This is a genomic window from Thalassospira sp., assembly GCF_040218635.1.
GTDB lineage: Bacteria > Pseudomonadota > Alphaproteobacteria > Rhodospirillales > Thalassospiraceae > Thalassospira.
The window spans coordinates 550932-573891 of sequence record NZ_JAVJRB010000005.1 but is presented as its reverse complement, the minus strand read 5'-3'; the positions used below and the strand labels follow the sequence as shown (position 1 = coordinate 573891).

Annotated in this window: 24 protein-coding genes; 9 read left to right on the top strand and 15 right to left on the bottom strand. The window is 52.8% G+C overall.

Annotated elements, in window-relative coordinates; genetic code table 11:
• Nucleotides 1–171 precede the first annotated feature (171 nt).
• The 3 genes from RIC05_RS06200 (at nt 172) to RIC05_RS06190 (ending at nt 2046) form a co-directional block, all read left to right on the top strand.
• A complete protein-coding gene (locus RIC05_RS06200; RefSeq protein ID WP_350044900.1) occupies nt 172–1194 on the top strand; it encodes an NAD(P)/FAD-dependent oxidoreductase in 1023 nt (340 codons plus the stop codon).
• Between the two features lie 30 nt (nt 1195–1224).
• On the top strand, nt 1225–1632 hold the full coding sequence (locus RIC05_RS06195; protein ID WP_350044901.1) for a GFA family protein: 408 nt from the start codon (nt 1225–1227) through the stop codon (nt 1630–1632).
• A gap of 141 nt (nt 1633–1773) precedes the next feature.
• Nucleotides 1774–2046 (top strand): hypothetical protein, encoded by a 273-nt coding sequence (locus RIC05_RS06190; protein ID WP_350043646.1) that lies wholly within the window; start codon nt 1774–1776, stop codon nt 2044–2046.
• 33 nt (nt 2047–2079) lie between these two features.
• Here RIC05_RS06190 and RIC05_RS06185 read toward each other — a convergent pair whose 3' ends face one another.
• Together RIC05_RS06185 and lepA are read right to left on the bottom strand one after the other, a co-directional pair.
• Nucleotides 2080–2541, bottom strand: a complete 462-nt coding sequence (locus RIC05_RS06185; RefSeq protein ID WP_350044902.1) for a heme-degrading domain-containing protein — start codon at nt 2539–2541, stop codon at nt 2080–2082.
• A 133-nt stretch (nt 2542–2674) separates the two neighbouring features.
• A complete protein-coding gene (lepA, locus tag RIC05_RS06180; protein WP_350043644.1) occupies nt 2675–4480 on the bottom strand; it encodes a translation elongation factor 4 in 1806 nt (601 codons plus the stop codon).
• 542 nt (nt 4481–5022) lie between these two features.
• Here lepA and RIC05_RS06175 point away from each other — a divergent pair.
• Both RIC05_RS06175 and RIC05_RS06170 read left to right on the top strand, forming a co-directional pair.
• Nucleotides 5023–7071 carry a sensor histidine kinase gene (locus RIC05_RS06175; RefSeq protein WP_350044903.1) on the top strand — a complete coding sequence of 683 codons (2049 nt, stop codon included), beginning with the start codon at nt 5023–5025 and terminating at the stop codon, nt 7069–7071.
• A gap of 140 nt (nt 7072–7211) precedes the next feature.
• Nucleotides 7212–7685 (top strand): hypothetical protein, encoded by a 474-nt coding sequence (locus RIC05_RS06170; protein ID WP_350044904.1) that lies wholly within the window; start codon nt 7212–7214, stop codon nt 7683–7685.
• Between the two features lie 121 nt (nt 7686–7806).
• Here the strand turns inward: RIC05_RS06170 and pheT are convergent, their stop codons facing one another.
• The 4 genes from pheT to rpmI all read right to left on the bottom strand — a co-directional run bounded on the left by pheT (nt 7807) and on the right by rpmI (nt 11988).
• On the bottom strand, nt 7807–10215 hold the full coding sequence (gene pheT, locus RIC05_RS06165; RefSeq protein ID WP_350044905.1) for a phenylalanine--tRNA ligase subunit beta: 2409 nt from the start codon (nt 10213–10215) through the stop codon (nt 7807–7809).
• A 4-nt stretch (nt 10216–10219) separates the two neighbouring features.
• Complete coding sequence (pheS, locus tag RIC05_RS06160; RefSeq protein ID WP_350043639.1) at nt 10220–11290, bottom strand: phenylalanine--tRNA ligase subunit alpha; 1071 nt, start codon at nt 11288–11290, stop codon at nt 10220–10222.
• Between the two features lie 127 nt (nt 11291–11417).
• Nucleotides 11418–11774, bottom strand: a complete 357-nt coding sequence (gene rplT, locus RIC05_RS06155) for a 50S ribosomal protein L20 (protein ID WP_350043638.1) — start codon at nt 11772–11774, stop codon at nt 11418–11420.
• A 16-nt stretch (nt 11775–11790) separates the two neighbouring features.
• Nucleotides 11791–11988 (bottom strand): 50S ribosomal protein L35, encoded by a 198-nt coding sequence (gene rpmI, locus RIC05_RS06150; protein ID WP_350043637.1) that lies wholly within the window; start codon nt 11986–11988, stop codon nt 11791–11793.
• A 253-nt stretch (nt 11989–12241) separates the two neighbouring features.
• Between rpmI and RIC05_RS06145 the strand changes: the two genes are divergently transcribed.
• Nucleotides 12242–13201: an AEC family transporter gene (locus tag RIC05_RS06145; protein WP_350044906.1), complete on the top strand. Its 960-nt coding sequence runs from the start codon at nt 12242–12244 to the stop codon at nt 13199–13201.
• Between the two features lie 103 nt (nt 13202–13304).
• Here the strand turns inward: RIC05_RS06145 and RIC05_RS06140 are convergent, their stop codons facing one another.
• The 4 genes from RIC05_RS06140 to RIC05_RS06125 all read right to left on the bottom strand — a co-directional run bounded on the left by RIC05_RS06140 (nt 13305) and on the right by RIC05_RS06125 (nt 16769).
• Complete coding sequence (locus RIC05_RS06140; RefSeq protein ID WP_350043635.1) at nt 13305–13709, bottom strand: response regulator; 405 nt, start codon at nt 13707–13709, stop codon at nt 13305–13307.
• A gap of 54 nt (nt 13710–13763) precedes the next feature.
• Nucleotides 13764–14279: a translation initiation factor IF-3 gene (infC, locus tag RIC05_RS06135; protein WP_350043673.1), complete on the bottom strand. Its 516-nt coding sequence runs from the start codon at nt 14277–14279 to the stop codon at nt 13764–13766.
• A 229-nt stretch (nt 14280–14508) separates the two neighbouring features.
• The gene (locus RIC05_RS06130; RefSeq protein ID WP_502989538.1) at nt 14509–15540 is read right to left on the bottom strand and encodes a glycosyltransferase family 9 protein; all 1032 of its coding nucleotides are present in this window, start codon (nt 15538–15540) and stop codon (nt 14509–14511) included.
• The gene (locus RIC05_RS06125) at nt 15537–16769 is read right to left on the bottom strand and encodes a glycosyltransferase family 4 protein (RefSeq protein WP_350044907.1); all 1233 of its coding nucleotides are present in this window, start codon (nt 16767–16769) and stop codon (nt 15537–15539) included. Before RIC05_RS06125 ends, RIC05_RS06130 begins: the two co-directional genes overlap by 4 nt.
• 38 nt (nt 16770–16807) lie before the next feature.
• Here RIC05_RS06125 and RIC05_RS06120 point away from each other — a divergent pair, with 38 nt between their 5' ends.
• Nucleotides 16808–17617 (top strand): alpha/beta hydrolase, encoded by an 810-nt coding sequence (locus RIC05_RS06120; RefSeq protein WP_350044908.1) that lies wholly within the window; start codon nt 16808–16810, stop codon nt 17615–17617.
• A gap of 48 nt (nt 17618–17665) precedes the next feature.
• Here RIC05_RS06120 and RIC05_RS06115 read toward each other — a convergent pair whose 3' ends face one another.
• The 5 genes from RIC05_RS06115 to tsaD all read right to left on the bottom strand — a co-directional run bounded on the left by RIC05_RS06115 (nt 17666) and on the right by tsaD (nt 20931).
• Nucleotides 17666–18001, bottom strand: a complete 336-nt coding sequence (locus RIC05_RS06115; protein ID WP_350044909.1) for a Rieske (2Fe-2S) protein — start codon at nt 17999–18001, stop codon at nt 17666–17668.
• On the bottom strand, nt 17998–18411 hold the full coding sequence (locus RIC05_RS06110) for an EVE domain-containing protein (protein ID WP_350044910.1): 414 nt from the start codon (nt 18409–18411) through the stop codon (nt 17998–18000). Before RIC05_RS06110 ends, RIC05_RS06115 begins: the two co-directional genes overlap by 4 nt.
• A 3-nt stretch (nt 18412–18414) precedes the next feature.
• Nucleotides 18415–18693, bottom strand: coding sequence for a YciI family protein (locus RIC05_RS06105; protein ID WP_350044911.1), 279 nt, complete (start codon nt 18691–18693; stop codon nt 18415–18417).
• A gap of 102 nt (nt 18694–18795) precedes the next feature.
• Entirely contained in the window at nt 18796–19800 is a 1005-nt protein-coding gene (locus RIC05_RS06100; RefSeq protein ID WP_350044912.1) for an NAD(P)H-dependent glycerol-3-phosphate dehydrogenase, read from the bottom strand.
• A 72-nt stretch (nt 19801–19872) separates the two neighbouring features.
• On the bottom strand, nt 19873–20931 hold the full coding sequence (gene tsaD, locus RIC05_RS06095) for a tRNA (adenosine(37)-N6)-threonylcarbamoyltransferase complex transferase subunit TsaD (protein ID WP_350044913.1): 1059 nt from the start codon (nt 20929–20931) through the stop codon (nt 19873–19875).
• 308 nt (nt 20932–21239) lie between these two features.
• Here tsaD and hemC point away from each other — a divergent pair, with 308 nt between their 5' ends.
• Nucleotides 21240–22184, top strand: coding sequence for a hydroxymethylbilane synthase (hemC, locus tag RIC05_RS06090; protein ID WP_350044914.1), 945 nt, complete (start codon nt 21240–21242; stop codon nt 22182–22184).
• 22 nt (nt 22185–22206) lie between these two features.
• Nucleotides 22207–22929, top strand: a complete 723-nt coding sequence (locus RIC05_RS06085) for a uroporphyrinogen-III synthase (protein WP_350044915.1) — start codon at nt 22207–22209, stop codon at nt 22927–22929.
• Nucleotides 22930–22960 lie beyond the last annotated feature (31 nt).

Sequence of the window (22960 nt, the reverse complement as noted above, 5' to 3'; positions counted from 1 at the left end):
ACGTTGCGATAATTGTGCGCACAGCAAATCGGATCAAACACAGCTTATTTGCCCGGTTTACATTGCGATAAATGGCCCTAAATGCTATTTCGCCCATGTTAGTTTTCCCGCACATCGACGGGCGCACGGTTAGACCAAGCCCAAATTCAATGTTATTTGGATGGAATAAATATGTCAGACGCATCAAACAGCACAGATATTGCCATTATTGGCGCAGGCCCGGTCGGGCTTTTTGCGGTTTTCGAAGCCGGTATGCTGGGGCTTAAATCCCACGTGGTTGATGCGCTTGGCATGGTCGGCGGCCAGTGCAGCGCGCTTTATCCGGAAAAGCCGATTTTTGACATCCCGGCCCATCCGCAGATCGCAGGTCAAGACCTGATTGATCAGCTGGCCAAGCAGGCTGAACCGTTTGAGCCGACCTATCACCTTGGTCAGCAGGTGACCAAGCTTGAAAAACGTGACGATGGTCGCTTTACCCTGATCACCAATACCGGCACCGTGATTGATGCCGGTGCGGTTGTGATTGCGGCTGGTTGTGGGGCGTTTGGCCCGAACAAACCCCCCATGGACGGCCTTGAAGATTATGAAGGTTCCGGCGGGGTTCAGTATTACGTCAAACGCCGGGCTGATTTCGCAGGCAAGAAAGTCGTGATTGCCGGTGGTGGCGATTCGGCCGTCGATTGGGCATTGTCGCTGCATGATGTCGCGGAAAAGGTGATGGTTGTGCACCGTCGCCCGAAATTCCGTGCCGCACCCGATAGTAGTGCCAAACTTCAGGCCTTGGCCGAAGCCGGCAAGATCGAAATGGTCATCCCCTATCAGCTTAAGGGCCTTAAGGGCGAAAACGGTATATTAAGCCACGTTGTCGTCGCGACCCTTAAGGGCGAAGAGCTTGAACTTGAAGCCGATCACCTTCTGCCGTTCTTTGGTCTGGCGATGGAATTGGGCCCGATTGCCGATTGGGGCCTTAATCTTGATAAAAACCATATCGGGGTGACGCAGGCGACTATGCAAACATCGGTTCCGGGCATCTTTGCCATTGGCGATATCGCAACCTATGAGCATAAATTGAAACTGATCCTGTCGGGCTTTGCCGAAGGGGCGAGTGCCATTCATGCCGCCCGGTCCTATCTGTTCCCGGACAAAGAATTCCATTTCGAATATTCGACCACCACGGGTGTTCCGAACGAATAATCACGTTCCAGTATTTTGGGGAAGCGCACCATGACCGCAAATCAAACGCTACATTCCGGTGGATGTCTTTGTGGCGCGGTGCGCTTTTCTGCTTCTGGCGACCCGATTGGCGGCAATCATTGCCATTGTGCCATGTGTCGCAAGGATAGTGGTTCGGGTGTATCGACCTTTGTCACCTTCCCGACCAATGCGGTTACATGGAACGGCACGCCGACCGATTACGAAAGCAGCCCGAACCGGTTTCGCGGATTTTGCCCGAAATGCGGGTCCAGTTTGACATGGCGCGATGGTGGCTCGGCCGAGAGCATTGATTTGCGTCTTGGCAGCTTTGACGACCCGACACCTTTCAAAGCGACCAAACACCTTTGGGTGAGCACGGCCCTTCCCGGCTTTGTCGAACTTGATCCTGACATCGACCATTTCGATCAGCGCAGCTAAAGCCCCCCGCGTTAAATCCGGCCTATTCCAAAGCGATTGGAATGATAAGCCTTACTTCTGGCTCTTGGTTCGCATTCATGTCAGGCTGTAAAATTCGACTGCAGATAGAAATCTGCATGTAACGCAACCAAGGGGACTTTTATGAGCGACGAAAATCCGGAAACACAAAAGAACCCAAGCAAGATTAGCAATATGCACAAACTCATCCTTTTCGGGTCTGGCACCTTGCTCCTTGGAACTTTGCTTTTGCTGGTGACGTTTCAGGCCGCACTTCAAATGATGATGCATGGCCAGTCTGCGGGCAGCTTCGTCGTTGTCATTGGCACGGCTGTTGCCATCGGCCTTCTTGTTGCCGGTTCGACCATTATCTCGAAATGGGTCTCGCACAAAGTTCAGATGATTTTGCAGGAATAGCCAAGGGCAATGAAGTGCGATCCGATGGTGGGATCAGATCGCACCAACCTTCAAAAAATCCGTAAGCACATCGACAATCATTCCGTGATCTTCATGTGATGCAAGGCCCGATACCGTAATCGCCCCGATCACACCAACACCGGCAACCCGGATCGGGAAACTGCCACCGTGATCGGCATAGTCGGCGAAATCGATCCCGTGATCAGCAAGCGTCTTGCCGTTGGCCTTCAATCCCGAACCAAACCGCATTGAGCTTGCATGTTCACGCAAGGTCAGATTGCTTTTGCGCCGCGCCCACGCGTCATTTGCCGGTTTGGCACCGGGCAGAGCCGCATGAAACAAGGTTCTGTCGGACGTTCGGATATTGATAACCACCGGGGCAGATTGGGCCGTTGCAACAGCCACCAATTTCGATCCGACTGCCCACGCGGTGGTTTCATCAAAGCGATCAAAAACCAGCGTCTGTTCTTGTTTGGCAAGCAGTTCTAGGTCCATTGCGTGGCTCCTGTGGCAAATGATTTAGCTGCCTCATGCATAGCGCAGCATCGGATATTCTGAAAGTATGAAAGAAAAAGGCTGTATCCTGAACGGGATACAGCCTTTGTTTCGGAAGCGTAATTTCAATTGGTTACTTATCGTCGCTCATTTTCAGGGCGTTGATAAAGGCCGATTGTGGAATTTCGACCTTACCGAATTGACGCATCTTTTTCTTACCGGCCTTCTGTTTGTCCAGAAGTTTGCGTTTACGCGACACGTCACCGCCATAACATTTGGCTGTAACGTCTTTGCGCATCGCAGAAACGGTTTCACGGGCAATCACCTTGCCCCCGATGGCGGCCTGAATGGCAACCTTGAACATCTGGCGCGGGATCAGGTCTTTGAGACGTTTGCAAATCTCGCGGCCGCGATGTTCGGCAGCGGAACGGTGAACCATCAATGCCAATGCATCGACCGGTTCTTCGTTCACAAGGATGGATACCTTGACCAGATCACTTTCGTCATAGCCACCCAGTTCGTAATCGAAGCTGGCATAGCCGCGCGAAATGGATTTCAGACGGTCATAGAAATCAAACACCACTTCGTTCAAGGGCAGTTTGTAAACCGCCATTGCCCGGTTCCCGACATAGGTCAGGTCCTGCTGAACGCCACGACGTTCGGTGCAAAGGGTCAGGATCCCGCCAAGATATTCATCGGGCACCATGATCGATGCTTTGATCCATGGTTCTTCGATCATTTTGATTTTGGTGACATCAGGGAAATCTGCCGGGTTATGCAGCAGAATTTCTTCACCCTTGCTCATCGTGATCTTATAGGACACCGAAGGTGCGGTCGTGATCAGGTCAAGTTCGAACTCGCGTTCGAGACGTTCCTGAATGATCTCAAGATGCAGCAATCCAAGGAAACCACAGCGGAAGCCAAGACCAAGTGCGGTCGAGTTTTCCGGTTCGAACTGGAACGATGCATCATTAAGATGCAGCTTTTCAAGCGCATCACGCAGGGTTTCATATTCGCTGGTATCAACCGGGAAGATGCCACAGAAAACGACCGGAATGGACGGTTTAAAACCGGCCAGCGGTTTGGCGCATTGGCGTTTTTCTTCGGTAATCGTGTCACCGACTTCACATTCGGCCACGGTTTTCATACCGCAATTGATAAAGCCGACTTCACCCGGACCAAGTTGATCAAGTGCAAGCGGCTTTGGTGTGAAGACCCCGACGCGATCAATCGTGTGGGTAACCTTGGCATTCATGAAGCGGACCTTCTGGCCGCGTTTGAGCGTGCCTTCTTTGACACGCACCAAAATCATCACGCCAAGATACGAATCATACCAGCTATCAACCAGAAGAACTTCAAGCGGTGCGGTTGCATCGCCGGTCGGTGCCGGAAGACGGGTCACCAGTGCTTCAAGCACATCAGGAACCCCAAGACCGGTCTTGGCCGAAATCATCACAGCGTCAGAGGCATCAATGCCAATAACTTCTTCGATCTGTTCTTTGACACGATCAGGTTCCGCAGCCGGAAGATCGACCTTATTGAGAACCGGCACGATTTCGTGATTGTTTTCAATTGCCTGATAAACGTTGGCAAGGGTTTGTGCTTCGACACCCTGCGCGGCATCAACCACCAGAAGCGATCCTTCGCACGCAGCAAGGGAGCGTGAAACTTCATAGGCGAAGTCAACGTGGCCGGGCGTGTCCATCAGGTTGAGCGTGTATTCGATCCCATCCTTGGCCGTGTATTTCAAACGCACGGCCTGTGATTTAATGGTGATGCCACGTTCACGTTCGATATCCATCGAATCAAGAACCTGTTCGGCCATTTCACGTTCGGTCAGACCGCCGGTCAACTGGATCAGGCGATCCGCCAGGGTCGATTTTCCGTGGTCGATATGCGCGATGATCGAAAAATTACGAATATGATTAAGGTCAGTCATTTTGGCTGCTTCTGGCACTAAAATTGGCTGGCATTTCGCCGCGTGGCACATTTGTTTCGAAACGATGTGATTGCCATTATCTGGCCGATATCTAACCTGCAAGCCGCACGGTTTCTTTCTGCGCTCCGTCCCGGTCAGCGGACCTTACCTTGGTCGCGACGCTGGGTTGGATCACATCCGTTTATCGGACTGGCATAACCAGGAAAACCCATCTTGCATGATCATCATATCGCTGGGAAAATCGGATATCCAATTGCCCGGATCAATCACCAGCCGGTTTATAGGGGTTTTTGCCCGCAATTAGAAGCGTTGTGTTGCGTTCAATCACCAACGATTTCACATGCCAGACACGCAAACCCACTGACAAATCCCCCACACAGGCACAAGACAGCCAACATCGCCTGCCAAATAGGCGGCGTTAAAGGCTTTTTCTGAACCCACGCGCGCGAATTCATCCGTTTGTCTCCTTTTCATCCGGGCCAAAAGAACATAAGTTTTATGTGAGGAAACGATAAACAACCCTGATCGGGCCCCTTTAGAACATGTTCACGACGTCAATCGAGCCATCCCTGTCCCGGCGCAGCCTTGTAAAATTGCGCAAGCGGCTCGCAGCATTGACCCTGACAGGCGTGTTTGTTCTGCTGTTTTCTTTCTTCTTCATCCAGAAGACCCTGTATGACAGCGCCGTCGAACATGCCAGCGCCCAGCTTGAAGCAACCTCCTATCGTTTGGGATCGATGTTGCTGCAGCATCGCGATGTTAATCTGCAAACAATCGTTGAAGATAATTCCGGCATCACGATTGGCGTGTTGAACAATCAGCTTGAACAGATTGACGGTTTTATCCCGCCACATTTGATCGGGGACCTTGCCGAATATATCGGGAAACAGGAAGCCAGCCGCGATTCGCTTCTGTGTGTTCATGGGCAGCAGGTCATGGTGATGGCCTATAGCAAATTACCGCAAATTGACCGGATTGTGGTTGCCTTTACCCCGCGCAGCACATTGATGGAAAACTGGCGTGATGCCATCATTTTGCACGCGTTGCTGTTTGTTATGGCCATGGCCATTTTATGCGGGTTGGCCGTGTGGTTGTGGCAGCGCCTTAAACGCCAACACATGCGGGCCGCCCACCTTGCAGAGCATTTCAGCGATACTGAAAACACCCTGTCAGAATGCGGCTGTGCGGTGATCAGTTGGCCGATAAGCACCGAAGACGGGAAACTCAGCACGCAAATGAACTGGCCGGAAATTCTGGGCCCGACAGATGAAACGGTCGGTCCATATATGACGGAGTTTCTGGATCGCCTGTCGCCGGCCTCCCGCGAGAAGCTGCGCGGACCTTTGATCGACAATATCTGGCCCGATGCCCGCGTTGGCGCAATGGTTGATATCCGTACAGACGCCAACATGATGCAGCGATTTTATCTGATGGCGCATCGTATTGACGATAATGAGCGCGGATTCATTTCGGTTTTGCTTCTTGAAACCGCCGCCCAGCAGGAACTTTGCCATCCGTTTGAGACCTATCTGCATCACACCCCTGAACCATCGGTTGCGATTGACGAAGACGGCATTTTGTGTGGCTTTAGCCCCGCCCTTGAAGAACTGGTTGGCTTGCAGCTCAACAATCATATCGGGCAGCCCTTCTTTAAGCTGTTTGAACCCGAAGACCAGCAAGCAGCAATGGCGGCATTTCATCGGAAACGCGGAAAACAGCAAGTCGGCGATGGTAAATCCATCCTGCGTCTGCGTGACCGCAATGGCGATTTACGCTGGTTGTCATGGCACGGGATTGGTCCGTTTGATGGCATGGTATTTGGCAGTGCGCGCGATGTGACTGAATTTGTTGAAAACGCCAACAAGCTGCGCGACACCATGGATCAGCTTAAACGCAGCAATGAAGACCTTGAACAGTTTGCCTATGTTGCCTCCCACGATTTGCAACAGCCGCTGCGCATGGTGGCAAGTTATACCCAGCTTCTTAAGCGACGCTATGGCGGAACGCTTGATCAGGAAGCCGACGAATATATTGATTATGCGGTTGATGGCGCAAAACGGATGCACAAGCTGATCAGTCATCTGCTTGAATATGCCAAAACCGGAACCAACGAGGATTTTGTCGAAATCGACTGCGATCAGGTCCTGAACGAAGCACAGGCGGACCTGAAAACCGACATTGCACAGGAACAGGCAACCATCATTCATGGGGGCTTACCGACCATCAAGGGGGATCGTATCGCCCTGTCCCGCCTGTTTTTGAACCTGCTGTCCAATGCGATCAAATATCGTCGTCCCGGCGTGGCGCCGCATATTGAAATCACCGTAGAACCCGATCCGGTCAACAGCGAATTCTGGCGATTTGCCATTCGCGATAACGGCATTGGCATTCACCCGGAACATGCCCAGCGAATCTTCCGCTTGTTCCAGCGCCTGCATAAGGACGAGTTTTCCGGCACCGGGCTTGGATTATCCCTGTGCCGTAAAATTGTTGAACAGCATGGCGGGCGCATCTGGCTTGATACCACCCGCCCGATCAGCGATCCCGGCGCAACCATCATCTTTACCCTTCGCGCCAATCGCGCAGAATAACCCACGCTCACGGCATTCCATGCAGTCGCGCTGACATGCGGTCCAATTTACCGACCAGAAGTGGCAAGCATATTGCTTATGAAACGAGGTAATTGGATGGCCGGGTAAAAGCTGCCCTGTCTTGGCTGATGGAGTATTGCATGTTCAAAATTACTGCCGGATCGCGGCCCTCAGTCAAAAGCATGGTCGCAATGCTGGGTCTTATGGCCCTGAGTGCGTGTAGTTCGGACATGCGGACCATGAATGACAGCCACATGCAAAATCTTGCCCATTACTTCGCTACCCATGAACCGGGTGAACCCTTACCGCGCGGCTGGCGCAAGCTGAATGGTGCGGAAATCAATTACCGTTTCGTACACGAAACATATGCCATCTACTCAATCGACGAGGATGAGCAGCTTCTTGTCCTGCATCTATATGACAATGGCGAAGGCCGTCTTGAGGCAGATGATGATCGTGAACGCTGCATCTGGAACAGCATGATGGATCAGCTCACGATCGAATGCGACGACACGGATATGGAATGGCACATTTTTACCAATGGTCCCGATTTGATCGCACTTGATCTGGATGAAGATGAATATGCCATCCTGCGCAAACGCCCCGGTCGGTAAATTAATCCCTATTGCACTAAATGCCTAGGCTCAGGGCTTATCCCAACACTTTAATCAAATAAAAACGGGCCGCACAAGGCGACCCGTTTTTGATATTTGATCGGCTAGATGCGTTACATGCTTAAGCGCGCAAGGACCCGCCGGTTGCTTTTTCAACAGCCTCGACGACCTTTTTGCAGACCGCTTCAATTTCTTCTTCGGTCAAGGTTGCCTTGGTCGGCTGTAGCGTGATCGAAAACGCCAGTGACTTCTTGCCATCATCAATGCCTTTGCCGGCATAAAGATCAAAGATCGACACATCGCTGATCAAATTACGGTCAGCACTGCGCGCCGCCTTAATGATCGCTTCGGCCTTGACGCCCCCATCCATCAGGAAGGCGAAATCACGTTCAACCGACTGGAAGCTTGATGCATTCAGGGCCGGACGCGAGGTGCCTTTTTTCTTTGGCATCGGGACGTTTTCAACAAACAGTTCAAACGCCACAACCCGGCTTTTTACACCCAGCGCCTTAAGCACTTTGGGGTGCAATTCACCGAAATAGCCAAGCACGTTTTTCGGACCCAACTGCAAGGCTGCTGAACGTCCCGGATGATACCAGCTTGGCGCACCATCGGTGTTCAGCTGCACATTGGCGGCATTGGTACCAAGTATCTCAAGCAAGGCTTCGGCATCGGCCTTAACATCAAAGACATCAACGTCACGGCGCGAACCGGTCCAGCTGCGCTGTGTGGTTGCACCGGAACGAAGGCCCGCAGCCACCAGACGCTGGTCCCCCGGTTGATCCCCGAAGAATTCCGGACCGACTTCAAACAGTGCCAGATCGGCAAATCCGCGTGCCTGATTGCGACCGGCAGCAGCGATCATGTTGATCAATGCATTGGGACGCATGACGTCAAGATCAGAACTGATCGGGTTGGCCAAAAACAGACCTTCTTTAAGCTCGCCAAACAGTTTCGCCCAACGAGAATCGGTAAAGGCCCATGTCACGGTTTCATACAGACCGCGCGATGCCAGAACACGACGGGTCAGACCAACGCGCTTTTGCATCGGTGACAAAGCCGGAACCGGAAGACTGGTTTCACGTTCCAGTGCCACGGTCGGAATTTTGTCATAGCCGACAATACGCAGGACTTCTTCGACCAGATCGGCTTCGCCAATCACATCAGGACGCCAAGTCGGTGCCACTGCGGTAATCACCGGTGCGGAACCGCTCACCTCAAAGCCAAGCGATGTCAGGATTTCAATCGCTCGATCCGCCTCGACGGCAACCCCGCCAAGTTCAAGAATGCGATCAATGCGCAGATCAAAGCTGTTGCGCGGGTTTGGAACTTCGCCCGCTTTGACGACGTTCGAAACTTCACCACCACAGATTTCCGTAATCAGATGGGTAGCGACTTCCATGCCCCACGCAATCGATTGCGGATCAACACCACGTTCAAAACGATAGCGCGCATCAGAATTGATCTGAAGCTTACGCCCGGTCTTAGCAACGCTGATCGGATCAAACAACGCGCATTCGACAAACACATTTACTGTGTCTTCAAGGCAGCCGGTTTCTTCGCCACCGATGATGCCACCAATGCCAAGTGCCTTTGCCGTATCGGCAATGACAACCATGGTGTCAGACAGCGTGTATTCCTTGTTATCAAGGGCCGAAATCTTTTCACCATTGGTCGCATAGCGCACATTGATGTCACCCGACAATTTGTCGGCATCAAACACATGCAATGGACGACCGAGATCGTGGGTGACCAAATTGGTGATATCGACAAGGGCCGAAATCGGACGCAGGCCGATGGCTTCCAGACGGGCTTTAAGCCAATCGGGGCTTTGCGCATTTTTCACGCCGCGAATATAGCGGCCATAGAATGCCGGAACCGCGTTGTTTGCGGCGATATCGCTGCTGATCGTGACACCAACCGGACTGTCAAACGTACCAGCAATGGCTTCCTGACGCGGATCGACTTTAAGCGTCCCAAGACCGGCAGCCGCCAGATCACGGGCTATCCCGCGCACACCTGTGCAATCGGGGCGGTTCGGGGTCAGACCGATTTCAATGATCGGATCATCAGCCCCCAGAACAGTTGCAACCGGTGCACCGATTTCAGCATCTTCCGGCAGCTCGATGATCCCGTCATGGTCATCGCCCAAGCAAAGCTCGCGGGTGGAGCACATCATGCCCTGGCTTTCGATGCCACGGATTTTACCCGGTTTGAGTTTGGAGCCATCAACCGGAATGATCGCACCTGGCTGTGCCAATGCGACTTTAAGGCCGGTGCGGGCGTTTGGTGCACCACAGACAACCTGAATGATCTTGTCACCGGTATTGACCCGGCACAATTTCAGACGGTCGGCATCTGGATGCTGGCCTGCTTCCTCGATATGGGCGACACGAATGTCGGCCAATGCGGCCGCGCGGTCGGTAAGACCTTCGATTTCCAGACCGATATCGGTCAGTTTTTCGGCAACCACATCGATCGAGGCATCGGTATCAAGATGCTGTTTTAACCAGTTAAATGTGAATTTCATGATCTCAGCCCCTTACCATGTTCGGTACATCCAGCGGCACGAAACCATAATGTTTCAGCCAGCGCAGATCGGTATCGAAGAAGGTGCGAAGATCAGGAATGCCGTATTTCAACATGGCGATACGTTCGATCCCCATGCCAAAGGCAAAGCCCTGATATTCTTCCGGGTCAAGGCCACAGGCGCTGAGCACGCGCGGGTGCACCATGCCGCAGCCGAGAATTTCCAGCCAATCGTCGCCTTCGCCAATTTTCAGCTCCCCACCTTTGCGTGAACAGCCGATATCCATTTCAGCACTCGGCTCGGTAAACGGGAAGAAGCTCGGACGGTAGCGCACCGGCACATCATCAAGTTCGAAATAGGTTTTCACAAACTCAAGCAGGCAGCCCTTAAGGTGGCCCATATGGGTTTTCTTGTCGATCACCAGACCTTCGACCTGATGGAACATCGGTGTGTGGGTCATGTCGCTATCTGAACGATAGGTACGCCCCGGCGCAATGATGCGGATCGGCGGGGTTTTGTTCTGCATGGTTCTGATCTGCACAGGCGATGTATGGGTGCGCAGCACAAGGCGCGACCCGTCTTCGCGTTCGGGCAGATAGAAGGTGTCTTGCATTTCACGCGCGGGATGTTCCGGCGGAATGTTAAGTGCTGTAAAGTTATGGAAATCGTCTTCGACGTCGGGGCCTTCCGCCAGTGCAAAGCCCATCTCGCCAAAGATCGAGACAATTTCGTCAATCGTCTGGCTGATCGGGTGAATGCGGCCTGCGGTTTCATCCGGGCGTGATGACAGGGTCACGTCGATCCGCTCGCCAGAAAGACGCGCCTCAAGGGCTGCATCTTCGAGGCCGTTCTTGCGGGTTTCGATTGCGCCTGCAACCTGGTCTTTGACCGCGTTTAGCGTCTGACCAAATTCACGACGCTGATCGGGGTCCATCTTGCCAAGGTTTTTCATAAGGCCGGTAATGCGGCCTTTCTTGCCAAGGGCGCTGATGCGGACATCTTCAAGTGCAGTCAAATCAACCGCATTTTCGACTTCCGCCAGAACCTCTTCGCGCAATGCTTCGATGTTTTCCATAACTTCCGACGCTTTGGCTTGGGTTTAAAAAACAAAAAGAACGTAAAAACAAGAAAGGGGACGGCCAATATGGCCGCCCCCGATCAAATCAGGCAAGTGCCTATATAAACCTTTTTACAAAGGTTTATTAGCCGAGTGCAGCCTGCGCCTGAGTTACCAGAGCTTTGAAAGCTTCTGGTTCACGCACTGCGATGTCAGCAAGCACCTTGCGGTCCAGTTCAACGCCAGCCTTCTTAAGGCCGTTCATGAACTGCGAATAGCTCAGACCGTTCTCACGTGCACCGGCGTTGATACGCTGGATCCAGAGCGAGCGGAACTGGCGTTTCTTAACGCGACGATCGCGGTATGCATACTGCAGACCTTTTTCCACAGCCTGAACGGCGGTGCGGAATGTATTTTTGCGGCGACCGCGGTAACCCTTGGCAGCCTTAATAACCTTGCGGTGACGGGCGTGTGAAGACACGCCCCCTTTTACACGAGCCATTTAACTCTCCTTCACCTTAACCGTACGGCAGGAATTTTTTGACGATGCGGGCGTCTGCGTCACAGAGAATCTCTGTGCCACGTGCCTGGCGCTTCATCTTGGTCGATTTCGCAGTCAGAAGGTGGCGCTTGTTTGCCACGTTGTGACGCACTTTCCCGCTTGCGGTCAGGCGAAAGCGTTTTTTCGCACTCGCTTTAGTCTTCATCTTGGGCATTTTTCTATCCTTGCATAAGCAATGAAAACGAAATCCCCCACGGCGGCTGGGCATGCCCTGAAAGTTCATAACAAACTCTCCAGCCTCACCACCTGTTTTGGGGACGGGTGGTTATAGACTCCGGAATTGCCTTTTTCAAGGGCCAATTCACCCCTTTCCCCTTGCTTTTTGCGGGCCTGACCCGCCATTGTGCCTTTGCTGCGCCCGAGCTTACCTCATCCGCCAACCTGATTTCAGCTATCTGACTGAACATATGACACAAATCACCTCTATCATTCTGCCCTTCTTCGCCCTGATCGGACTTGGCTGGATTGGTGGCAAATTCAAAATCGTTTCGCCCGACGGAATGCGCGGGATCAATGGATTTGTCTTTTACTTTGCTTTACCGGCCCTTTTGTTCCGGGCGTTGGCAACCCGAACCCCGGCTGAGATTTGGCAACCTGATATCATGTTGGCCTATGGCGGGGCGACATTGTTGGTCTATGGCGGATCACGTTTGATCGCAGCCAAGATGTTTGGTCTTGATCCAGCCAGTCAGACGCTGTTTTCCTTTGCCGGGACCATGCCAAATGTCGGCTTTATGGGTCTTCCTTTGATTATTGGACTTTTGGGGCCAGAGGCCGTCGTGCCAGTGATCGTCGCCCTTGCCTTTGACTTGATTGTCATGCTGTCCCTTTCATTATTGCTGCTTGAAGGGGCCAAACATGCCAATGGCACAAACCCGACAGGCAAGATCATACGGGGCGCGCTGACCAATCCGGTTGTTGTGGCCATTATTCTCGGGGTTATTGCCAGCTCGCTTAACCTGAGCTGGCCAGACGGGGTGGATTATCTTTTGGAACTGCTGGGCGGAAGTGCAGGCCCTGCGGCACTTTTTGCCATTGGCGTTGCCCTTGTTGGTCGCCCGATTGCCGAAAAACGTGCGGAACTTTTCGCCATGTCGCTTGCCAAGCTCGTTGTCCATCCGCTTGCGGTCTTTATCGGATTTTACATTGTCGGGACAGTTGCCGACCTTGAAACCAAGGCCGTATTGCTGCTTGCAGCCCTGCCGACAGCAGGCAACGTCTTCGTCGTTGCCACCACCTATGATCGCTATATCGTGCGAAGCTCTTCGATTGTTTTGGTGACCACGGCCGTCGGTGTGATCAGCTTTTCGCTCTTCTCACTTTATATCGACCCTATCGTCGGCCTTCTGACCGGCACCACCCCATAGGCACGTAAAACCGGCCCACAGAAATTCGCCGCACAGCTAAGCATGCGGTAAAGCCTGAGCACTACAACAATAATTAAATTGGGATCGTGGTGAGGTTATCTGATCAAACAGCCGTTTTGATCGTATGGGCCCGGCCGATCCATTTTTCGACTCGGCTCATCAGCTTTTCACGGTTGATCGGCTTTAAGACGAAATCATTGCCACCAGCCGCAACACCACCGCGAAGGTCTTCTTCGCCCTGACGGGCCGTCACATAGATGATGGCACAGGCCAGATCAGGGAAATAGGTCCGCACATTAAGGGCGGTTTCAAAACCGTTCATGTCCGGCATCATGATATCAAGCAGAATTATGCGCGGACGCTTGGTTTTAAGAAGCTTGAGCAGGTCCTTGCCAGAGGAAACACCCTGAAACATGAAACCGCCGCTTTCGACGATTCGTTTCAGTAAGACCAAGCTCTTGGGGTCATCATCGACTCCAACGATCAGAAGATCATTTCCAGCTGGCATGGCATTCCCTCTTTGGCTTGGACCTTTTGGGGCAGAACGGCAAAACGCCGCGTATTAACGCGGCGCCAGTACCATAATCATAACACGGCCTTCCATCTTAGGCATCATTTCCGGCTTGGCGAGGTCCTCTAGGTCCCCCGAGAAGCGCTGGAGCATGCTAAGACCGAGATCCTGGTGAGCCATTTCACGTCCGCGGAAGCGCAACGTAACTTTCACCTTGTCTCCGCCGCCAAGAAACTTCTGCGCGGCACGCAGTTTGACATTGTAGTCATGGATATCGATGTTCGGACGGAGTTTGATCTCCTTGACCTCGATAACCTTCTGTTTCTTTTTGGCCTCGTTCTGCTTCTTGCTTTGTTCGTATTTGAACTTGCCGTAGTCGATCAGCTTGCACACAGGCGGTTCAGCATTGGGAGCGACTTCGACGAGATCGAGTCCAACTTCCGCTGCCTTTTCAATGCCTTCACGCACCGTCATCGGATCGGACATATTGCCTTCAGCGTCGACAACACAGATGGCTCGGGCTTTGATATCCTCATTGACGCGCGGACCGTCCTTGGTCGGCTGCATCGGTTTGCGTGGTCGTGCTATGGATAATCTCCTATGGTAATCAAACAAATCGGTCAGAAACAGAAACAAGGAAAGCACCGCTGCGTTCAACAGTGTTTTCCTTAAGACCTGACCTAGCATATCTGTATACGTTCAGAAAGCAATGTTTTTAGGCAATTACACTGGTTGCAAAGCGCCATTTTCTGCGCCTTTGCTTTAGAGCACCCAGATCAATGCAAGTCTGGAAATTTTAATCGGTCAGATCAAGCCGACGGCAGACTTCTTCCATGACCCGATTTACCGTCAATTGCCGCAAATCACTTTCACGTACAATGCTGACCGCATTCTTGCCAATCCCACGTGGCGCACTAAGCTTGGGATCAGATTCGCGTGAAAAAAGCACGATTGATGGCGCACCGGCAGCAGCGGCAATATGCATCGGCCCGGTATCATTGCCGATTGTCAGGACTGACCGTGCGGCCAAGGATGCAATATCGAGAAATCCGGTTCGCCCCATCAGATTGCGTGCCTTTGGGCACATCTGATCAATCTTGCTTAGAACGTCACTTTCCTTGTCCGTGCCAATCAACACCGGGGTTAAGCGATAATCTGCAAGTTTTTTGGCCAGCAACCCGAAACGCTCGGCTGGCCAACGCTTTGCCGGACGATGCGGCGCACCACCAGGGCAAATCAGGACAAACGGGCTTCGAATGCCAAACCGATCCAATTCGATGTCCGGACCGGTAATAAAAGGTGCAGGCACATCCATGATGCCCGCATCAGCAAGCTGATCTGCCGTACGGTCAATCGAATGCATATTGTCGCGGTCCGGATTGGCATGCGGATGCGAACATCCTCTGGCAATGCCTGACCATTCCGGTTTGGGCCCCGGCCAGAACAGCTTGTAGTAAAAGCCGCTTCGGTCTGATGTTTGCAGATCATAGACCCGATCGAACTTACCATTTCGCAGGAAACGACGCAGTGCCAACACTTCGCGCGGCTGGGTCAGTTTCGGCCGGCGGTCAATCGCAATGGAGTCAAAAAACCCGCTGGCCTTGATCAGATCAACATAAGGGCGCGTGGTCAAAACCGTAATATGCGCGTTCGGATGTGCCGCACGAATGGCCGCAAACGGCCCCATTGCCAATATAACATCACCCAACGCCGAAAGCTTGATCACAAGAATCCGCTCACGGGCAGGTTCATTGGTTTGCACAGCATATTCCTCAGCCGCAGCTATAACTGCAGTGTCCTGTACAGTGTCAACTTTCTGATCTGTCATGCTGCGGTCCTGGAAGCGCGCTTCAGCGCCTTGGCATAAACGCCAAGCGTTCTCTCGGCCATTTGCTCAAGCGAAAATTCATCAATCACGTGCTGGCGCCCTTTGGCTGCGAGTCTCGCGCGTTTTTCCGGGGTTAAGCTAAGCACCTGAATAAGCGCACGCGACAGCTGCTCAACCTCATTTGGGCTTACCAGCCAACCGGTCTCGCCCGGCAAAACCGTTTCCATTGCGCCGCCATGGGCGGTCGAAATAACGGGCCTGCCCATCGCCTGTGCTTCAGATGGAATACGACCGAATGCTTCTGGCTGAATAGAGGGACAGGCAACCACATCTGCCAACATATAGGCCGCAGGCATATCTGCGCAGTGATCGACAATATGGACAACATCTTCCAGGGCCAGCTTGCCCGTCAGCTGAAGCAATTCATCGCGATAGCCAGTTCGGCCCTGATCAGACCCGACAATCAGGCATCTGATCTTACGATGGCCCAACTCTTCAAGCACTGCTGGCAAAGCGCGGATCAGGAAACAATGCCCTTTCCAGCGCGTGATGCGTCCGGGCAACATGATGACATATTCTTCACCATCCAGACGCCACTGGTTTGACAACGTGATCAGGCGTTCCTGACTGACATTCTCCGGATTGAACAGGTCAACATTGGTGCCGCGTGGCACAATGTTCAAACGTTCCGGATCGACTTTGTAAAATTTATTGATGTGGTTGGCGATATGCTTGGAAATCGCAATCACCTGATCGCCCATGGTCATGATCGCGTTATAGCGACGCTTGAACGGATTGGTATATCCGGAATACGTCCCATGGAAGGTCGTCACAAACGGAATACCTGCCTTCCGCGCAGCAAAATAGGCACTCCAGGCCGGCGCACGTGAGCGGGCGTGAATAATATCCACACCTTCGTCCCGGATAAGCTTCACCAGCGCATCGACATTCTTGCGCATGGTCAGGATGTTCTTTGATTTCAGCGGCAAATTGATATGTGTGGCACCAAAGCGTGCCAGTTCACGCTCAAGCCTTCCCCCTTGGGATGCGACAAGTGCCTTGCCACCGCCATCAACAATTGCGCGTGCAATATCGACCGTGCCACGCTCCACACCACCGGCGTCAAGTTCGGGTAACACCTGCAAAATTACTGCAGGACGATAGTCACCACCTTGCGCTTGGGGCTCTGATCGATAGACTGTTTCTGTCATTACTTCTGACGCGCTCATGCAACTCCAACCATCAACACCCAAGGATTCCGCCCCGGATGACACATGACATGCCGACGCCACAGCTTGAAAAGCCTAAATATCTTAACCGGCCTGACGGATTGAAAATCGCATACCATCACGTGCCGGGCAAGCAATCTGACGTACAGGCGCCCAATACTCCCGGGGTTATGTTCCTTGGCGGTTTCATGTCAGACATGACCGGCACCAAGGCAACCCATCTTGAAACACACTGCATTCGGCAGGGGGTGGCTTATACCCGCTTTGACTATTCCGGTCACGGACAATCGTCGGGTAAATTTGCCGATGGCAAAATCGGTCAATGGGCTGCTGATGCCATTGCCATTCTTGATGAAATCACCAAAGGTCCACAGATACTTGTCGGCTCTTCCATGGGCGGCTGGATCATGTTGCTGACCGCCCTTGCCCGCAAAAAACGTGTTGCCGGTCTGATCGGCATTGCAGCGGCCCCGGACTTCACCGAAGACCTGATGTGGGCACAATTTAGCGAAGCCCAGAAAAAAACGATCATGGATGAAGGTGCGTTGATCGAACCGACGGAATATGGCGATGATCCTTATACAATCACCCGTGATTTGATCGAAGATGGTCGCAATCAGCTGTTATTACGCAAACCGCTTGAGCTCACCTGCCCGGTCCGCTTGGTTCAGGGCATGCAGGACCCAGATGTGCCATGGCAAACCGCCATTCGCCTGACCGAAGCACTGGCAAGCAAAGATGTGCGGGTTGATCTGATCAAAACTGGTGATCATCGCCTGTCTGAACCCGATCAACTTGATGTCATAACCAAACATGTTGATGAAATGATTGCACAGACGGCAGGTTAACCCGCCGTCTGTGCATTTGGAATTTGCCCCAAGATCAACAAAGGAGAATCAGGCGAGAAGAACCATCTCGTCCTGAACGTAGACTGCAACGGGTTCAAGCACATCCCCCATGCAGGGGCCAGATATGCATTCGCCGTCTTCTATGCGAAAACGTGCACCATGGGTCGAACAGATGATTTCACCGCCAAATTCACTGATGAATTCATCTGGTTCCATATCAAGCGGAACCCCGACATGCGGGCAACTGTTCACGTATCCAAAGACGCCTTGGTCACTGCGGACAACGAAAATGCCCTTATCTCCCAGATGAAGCCCCTTGGCGCCTGTCGCATCAAGATCGGAAAGCTTGCACAAAACAGTGCCTGCTTTTGGCAGATCACTCATGGTGCAACACCACCCATTTCACAGATGGCAGACCAGGATGCATCATCAATCGGCATCACGGATAAACGCGACTGTTTGAGCAATGAAAGATCGGCAAAGCGCGGATCCGCTTTGATTTCGGCAAGGGTCACAGGCGATTTCAACGGCTTGACCGTTTTAAAATCAACCTGAACAAACTTGCCCTTGGCATCGGTTGGATCGGGATAGAATTCGCGCACCACTTCGACAATGCCAACAATGCGTTTTTCATTTACCGAATGATAAAAGAACGCTTTGTCACCAATTTGCATGGTGCGCAAATTCTTGGCTGCCTGGTGGTTTCGCACGCCATCCCAGCCCTCGACACCCTTCTTGACCTGATCGTCCCACGACCAGCTTCCCGGTTCGGTTTTGATCAGCCAATATGCCATGGATCAGAAAACCTTCTTGAACGGACGGATTACAACAGATTCAAAAAGACCGGCTTTGCCATAAGGATCATTCGCGGCAAATTCACGGGCATCTTCGATCTTATCAAAATCGATAATAAAGACCGAACCGTTCATGCCTTCCATATCTGGATCAAGGGTCGGGCCTGCTGCAACGATACGATCAGCAAAACCGTCCTTGATATAGGCAATATGGTCATCACGATTGGCCTTGCGAACGTCAAGGTGGCCGGGCTTATCAACACAACGGATGTAGAAATGCATGGACTGCTTCCTGCTTTTTTATGAGATCAGTGCCCATAAACTGCCAGAAGGTCGTCGCATTCTCAAGCCGAACCAATTGGGAGTGCAATTCAGACGTTCAAATTAGTCCGCTGCTTCAAGCTCATCGCGAAACGGGCGCTGCAACAAGGCATTGATCGTACTGCGCAAATCAGCACCGTGATTGGCCACCTGATCGACTGCCGAACAAATCGGCATTTCAATGCCGTATTTCTCAGCAACAGCTGTGATAGAGGCCGCGGTATGAACGCCTTCTGTCACCGAACGGCGTTCGCCAAGAATGTCTTCGGATTTCCGGCCTTCGCCAAGTGCGACCCCGAAAGTGTAATTACGCGACAAAGTCCCGGTACAGGTCAGGGTTAAATCCCCAAGCCCCGCCAGTCCCATCATGGTTTCAACCCGCCCCCCCATGGCACCCGCCAAACGCGACATTTCGGCAATACCCCGGGTAATCAGCGCAGCACGGGCATTATCGCCAAGTGCAAGCCCGGCAACCACACCACTTGCAATCGCCAGAACGTTTTTGATCGCACTGGCAACTTCAACACCGGCAACATCGGTGCTGAAATAAGGGCGGAATTCAGGTGTCCCGATCAGTTCAACCAGACGCTTGCCCAAGACCCGATCTTCACAGGCAAGGGTGATGGCGGCTGGCAAGCCAACGGCAACTTCCTGCGCAAAGGTCGGACCAGAAAGGACGGCAACCGGAACATTGCCAAGGGTTTCTGTTACGACCTGCGCCATCAAGGCACCGGTTTGTTTTTCAATGCCCTTACAGCAAATCACCGCAGGCAGGCCATCGACCCAATGGGCCGCAAGCTTGGTCAGGGTTTCACGAAGATGCTGTGCCGGGGTCACCAACAAAACCGCATCAGAATCACGCAATCCGTCATAAGTGGTTGTCGCACGCAAGGCACCGGGCAAAGAAACACCGGGCAAGTACAGATCATTTTCGCCCTTGGTATTGATCCGGTCTGCCAATTCCGGGTTGCGCAAAATCAGTTCGACATCTTCACCGGCACGCACCGCCTGCACAGCCAAAGCCGTTCCCCAGGCACCGCCACCAACAACTGTAATGCGCTTTTTCATGTCTTGTGTTCCGGCAAAATGTGAAGTCGTTCTTTATCTTTTCAGCAACACGACCAAGGGGTCGTCAGTACCTTATGCCTTAACGCCCGCACCCGGACGTTTAGGGGCCTCGGGATCAAGCGGCCAGCGCGGACGTGGTTTGAAATCAAGATCATCGCGTTCACCAAGACGGAACCGTTCCAGTCCAGCCCAGGCAATCATCGCAGCATTATCGGTACAAAGATCAAGGGGTGGTGCTACCAGCTGCATCCCTGCCTGATCAGTCAGTTCTGTTAAACGCCCACGCAGATATTTGTTGGCCGCAACCCCACCCGCCAGAACCAGTGACTTACCGGTCGGATAATCGCGCATGAACTCAAACACTGCGTTCCGCGTCCGATCAATCAGGGTATCGCCCACCGCACGCTGAAAAGATGCGGCAAGGTCGGCTTTGACTTCTTCGGTCTGCTGGTCAATCGGGAAGCCGTCCATATAGGTTCGGACCGCCGTTTTAAGCCCCGAAAACGAAAAATCACAGCCTGCGCGGCCACGCAAAGGGCGCGGCAGGCCGAACCGGTTCGGATTGCCTGTGGTTGCAATCTGTTCCAGTGCCGGGCCACCGGGATAACCCAGCCCCATCATCTTGGCGGTTTTATCAAATGCCTCGCCAACGGCGTCATCGATGGTGGTGCCAATACGTTTGTATTTGCCAACACCTTCGACAATCAGAACCTGACAATGGCCGCCAGACACCAGCAACAGCAAGTACGGGAATGGCACATCGTCGGTCAAACGCACGGTAAGGGCGTGACCTTCAAGATGGTTTACCGCAAGGAATGGCTTTTGGGCCGCAAAGGCAATCGCCTTTGCCGTCATGGTTCCGACCATCACCCCGCCAATCAGGCCCGGCCCCCCGGTACAGGCAACCGCATCAAGATCAGAAAATTCAAGACCGGCATCATCCATGGCTTCAGCCACCAGACGATCAAGATGTTCAAGATGCGCACGGGCGGCAATTTCGGGGACAACCCCGCCATAAGGGCGATGGTCATCAAGCTGGGACAAAACACGGTTTGCCAATATCTCGCGCTTGTCATTTACGACAGCAGCGGCGGTTTCATCACAGCTTGTTTCGATACCAAGTACGATCATGCTTTTGATCCGGTCAGGGTCTGCCATAAAGTCCGGCAATCGGAATCCAATATACGCGTTGCGCAGATGTAGCGGAAACTTTACCTGCTTTCCACCCCCGACCGGCGCATTTGCCATATGCAGTTATCGCGTTTCACGCAGGGTTTCGGCGATAACAAAGCCGCAACTCCCCAGCAGTCCATCAACATAGATCAATGAAATATGCCGAGGTCTGACTAAAATCATGATGCGATTGAGGCGAAATTTTCGGCCCCGAACCGCTCCGCCAGACCTTGTTTTCAAACAGTTTTAAGACTAAGACTCCACCCATGACAGATACAGCAAAACTTCGCATTGGCACCCGTGGTTCGCCCTTGGCTTTGGCCCAAGCGCATGAGGTCCGTGACAAACTGGCAGCCGCCCATCCCGAACTTGCGCAAGATGGCGCAATTGCCATTACCGTGATCACAACGACCGGCGACAAGATCCTTGATCGCGCCCTGTCTGAGATCGGCGGCAAAGGACTGTTCACCAAGGAAATCGACGATGCCCTGATGGGCGGGGAAATCGACCTGGCCGTGCACAGTATGAAGGATGTTCCGACGGTCCTGCCAGATGGCATGATCTTGCCAACCATTCTGCCGCGCGAAGATGTCCGTGACGCGTTTATTTCATTGAAATATAAAAGCTTCGCCGAAATGCCTGCGGGATCTGTCATCGGATCCGCATCCCTTCGCCGTCAGGCCATGATCCTGAACAAATACCCGGATCTTAAAGTCATCACCTTCCGCGGGAATGTTCAGACACGCCTGCGCAAACTTGGCGAAGAACAGGTTGATGCGACATTGCTGGCGATGGCCGGACTGAACCGCTTGGGTCAGCCCGAAATCGCCACCGCACCAATTGCCGAAGACGATATGTTACCTGCCGTTGCCCAAGGGGCGATTGGCATCACCGTTCGCCAAGAAGATACCCGAACCAAAAACTGGATTGCGGCCCTGCATTGTGAAACCTCGGCCATTCGTGTCGCAGCTGAACGTGCCGCCCTTCGTGCATTGGATGGATCATGTCGAACTCCGATTGCGGCCTTGGCCGAATTCCAGGATGACGGCAGTTTGCGTCTGCGTGTCTCGATCGTGCGCCCGGATGGCAGTGAACGGCTTGATACCGAACGCAGAATTGCCAATCCGGATATTCAAACTGCAATGGCTGCTGGCACCGATGCCGGTGAAGAGCTGAAACAGCGTGGCGGGCCAGACTTTATTTCGGCCTGATCAAAAACTGACGGGAACGTAGATGGGACCATTGGTTTTAAATACTCGGCCCGACACTGATTCTGCTGAGCTTATTGCTGCGCTGGAAACGCGTGGCTACCGTCATGTGTCCGCACCTATGTTGCACATCGCGTTCCCTGAACCGGAAATGCCGCTTGATACCACCCCCTATCAGGGCCTGATTTTTACATCCGCCAACGGGGTTCGGGCCTTTGTCCGGCTATCTGATAATCGCAGTCTGCCTGCTTTGTGCGTTGGCGATGCTACGGCTCGCATGTGTCGTGAACTTGGCTTTGCGCAGATATATTCAGCCAATGGCGACATTCATGATCTCGCCACGCTCATTCGGGGAAATATTGATCCGGCCACGGGCCCCCTTTTTCATCCCGCAGCGCGCAAAACAGCCGGTGATCTTGGTCAAATTCTGCTTGAGGATGGCTATCAAATTGATCGACAAACGGTCTATGAAGCCCATGCCAGCACCGAACTGCCACAAGATGCTTTGGATGCTTTAATCAGGCATGATGTTGATACAGTTTTATTTTTCTCTCCCCGCACTGCGGAAACCTTTGTTAAGCTGGTGCACAGCTATAAGCTTGAAGGGGATTTGGCCGGGATAAGTGCAATTTGCTTAAGCCCGGCGGTGCAATCGCGGATATCCGACCTTACATGGCATAGAACGCACGTTGCATCACAACCAACACAAGAATACCTTCTTTCTTTGTTAGATCAGTCCCTTTCGTAATGGCTTCCTGCGCCTAAAGCCGTTTTGGGCA

What these genes read in the sequence shown, in the direction of transcription:
- RIC05_RS06110 (WP_350044910.1), bottom strand. Translation starts at nt 18,411, where the DNA reads ATGGCATATTGGCTGATCAAAACCGAACCGGGAAGCTGGTCGTGGGAC.
- rplT (WP_350043638.1), bottom strand. Translation starts at nt 11,774, where the DNA reads ATGGCTCGTGTAAAAGGGGGCGTGTCTTCACACGCCCGTCACCGCAAG.
- pheS (WP_350043639.1), bottom strand. Translation starts at nt 11,290, where the DNA reads ATGGAAAACATCGAAGCATTGCGCGAAGAGGTTCTGGCGGAAGTCGAA.
- RIC05_RS06125 (WP_350044907.1), bottom strand. Translation starts at nt 16,769, where the DNA reads ATGAGCGCGTCAGAAGTAATGACAGAAACAGTCTATCGATCAGAGCCC.
- RIC05_RS06140 (WP_350043635.1), bottom strand. Translation starts at nt 13,709, where the DNA reads ATGCCAGCTGGAAATGATCTTCTGATCGTTGGAGTCGATGATGACCCC.
- RIC05_RS06200 (WP_350044900.1), top strand. Translation starts at nt 172, where the DNA reads ATGTCAGACGCATCAAACAGCACAGATATTGCCATTATTGGCGCAGGC.
- rpmI (WP_350043637.1), bottom strand. Translation starts at nt 11,988, where the DNA reads ATGCCCAAGATGAAGACTAAAGCGAGTGCGAAAAAACGCTTTCGCCTG.
- RIC05_RS06185 (WP_350044902.1), bottom strand. Translation starts at nt 2,541, where the DNA reads ATGGACCTAGAACTGCTTGCCAAACAAGAACAGACGCTGGTTTTTGAT.
- lepA (WP_350043644.1), bottom strand. Translation starts at nt 4,480, where the DNA reads ATGACTGACCTTAATCATATTCGTAATTTTTCGATCATCGCGCATATC.
- pheT (WP_350044905.1), bottom strand. Translation starts at nt 10,215, where the DNA reads ATGAAATTCACATTTAACTGGTTAAAACAGCATCTTGATACCGATGCC.
- RIC05_RS06145 (WP_350044906.1), top strand. Translation starts at nt 12,242, where the DNA reads ATGACACAAATCACCTCTATCATTCTGCCCTTCTTCGCCCTGATCGGA.
- RIC05_RS06085 (WP_350044915.1), top strand. Translation starts at nt 22,207, where the DNA reads ATGGGACCATTGGTTTTAAATACTCGGCCCGACACTGATTCTGCTGAG.
- RIC05_RS06195 (WP_350044901.1), top strand. Translation starts at nt 1,225, where the DNA reads ATGACCGCAAATCAAACGCTACATTCCGGTGGATGTCTTTGTGGCGCG.
- infC (WP_350043673.1), bottom strand. Translation starts at nt 14,279, where the DNA reads ATGCAGCCGACCAAGGACGGTCCGCGCGTCAATGAGGATATCAAAGCC.
- RIC05_RS06170 (WP_350044904.1), top strand. Translation starts at nt 7,212, where the DNA reads ATGTTCAAAATTACTGCCGGATCGCGGCCCTCAGTCAAAAGCATGGTC.
- hemC (WP_350044914.1), top strand. Translation starts at nt 21,240, where the DNA reads ATGACAGATACAGCAAAACTTCGCATTGGCACCCGTGGTTCGCCCTTG.
- RIC05_RS06190 (WP_350043646.1), top strand. Translation starts at nt 1,774, where the DNA reads ATGAGCGACGAAAATCCGGAAACACAAAAGAACCCAAGCAAGATTAGC.
- tsaD (WP_350044913.1), bottom strand. Translation starts at nt 20,931, where the DNA reads ATGATCGTACTTGGTATCGAAACAAGCTGTGATGAAACCGCCGCTGCT.
- RIC05_RS06130 (WP_502989538.1), bottom strand. Translation starts at nt 15,540, where the DNA reads ATGACAGATCAGAAAGTTGACACTGTACAGGACACTGCAGTTATAGCT.
- RIC05_RS06120 (WP_350044908.1), top strand. Translation starts at nt 16,808, where the DNA reads ATGACACATGACATGCCGACGCCACAGCTTGAAAAGCCTAAATATCTT.
- RIC05_RS06175 (WP_350044903.1), top strand. Translation starts at nt 5,023, where the DNA reads ATGTTCACGACGTCAATCGAGCCATCCCTGTCCCGGCGCAGCCTTGTA.
- RIC05_RS06105 (WP_350044911.1), bottom strand. Translation starts at nt 18,693, where the DNA reads ATGCATTTCTACATCCGTTGTGTTGATAAGCCCGGCCACCTTGACGTT.
- RIC05_RS06100 (WP_350044912.1), bottom strand. Translation starts at nt 19,800, where the DNA reads ATGAAAAAGCGCATTACAGTTGTTGGTGGCGGTGCCTGGGGAACGGCT.
- RIC05_RS06115 (WP_350044909.1), bottom strand. Translation starts at nt 18,001, where the DNA reads ATGAGTGATCTGCCAAAAGCAGGCACTGTTTTGTGCAAGCTTTCCGAT.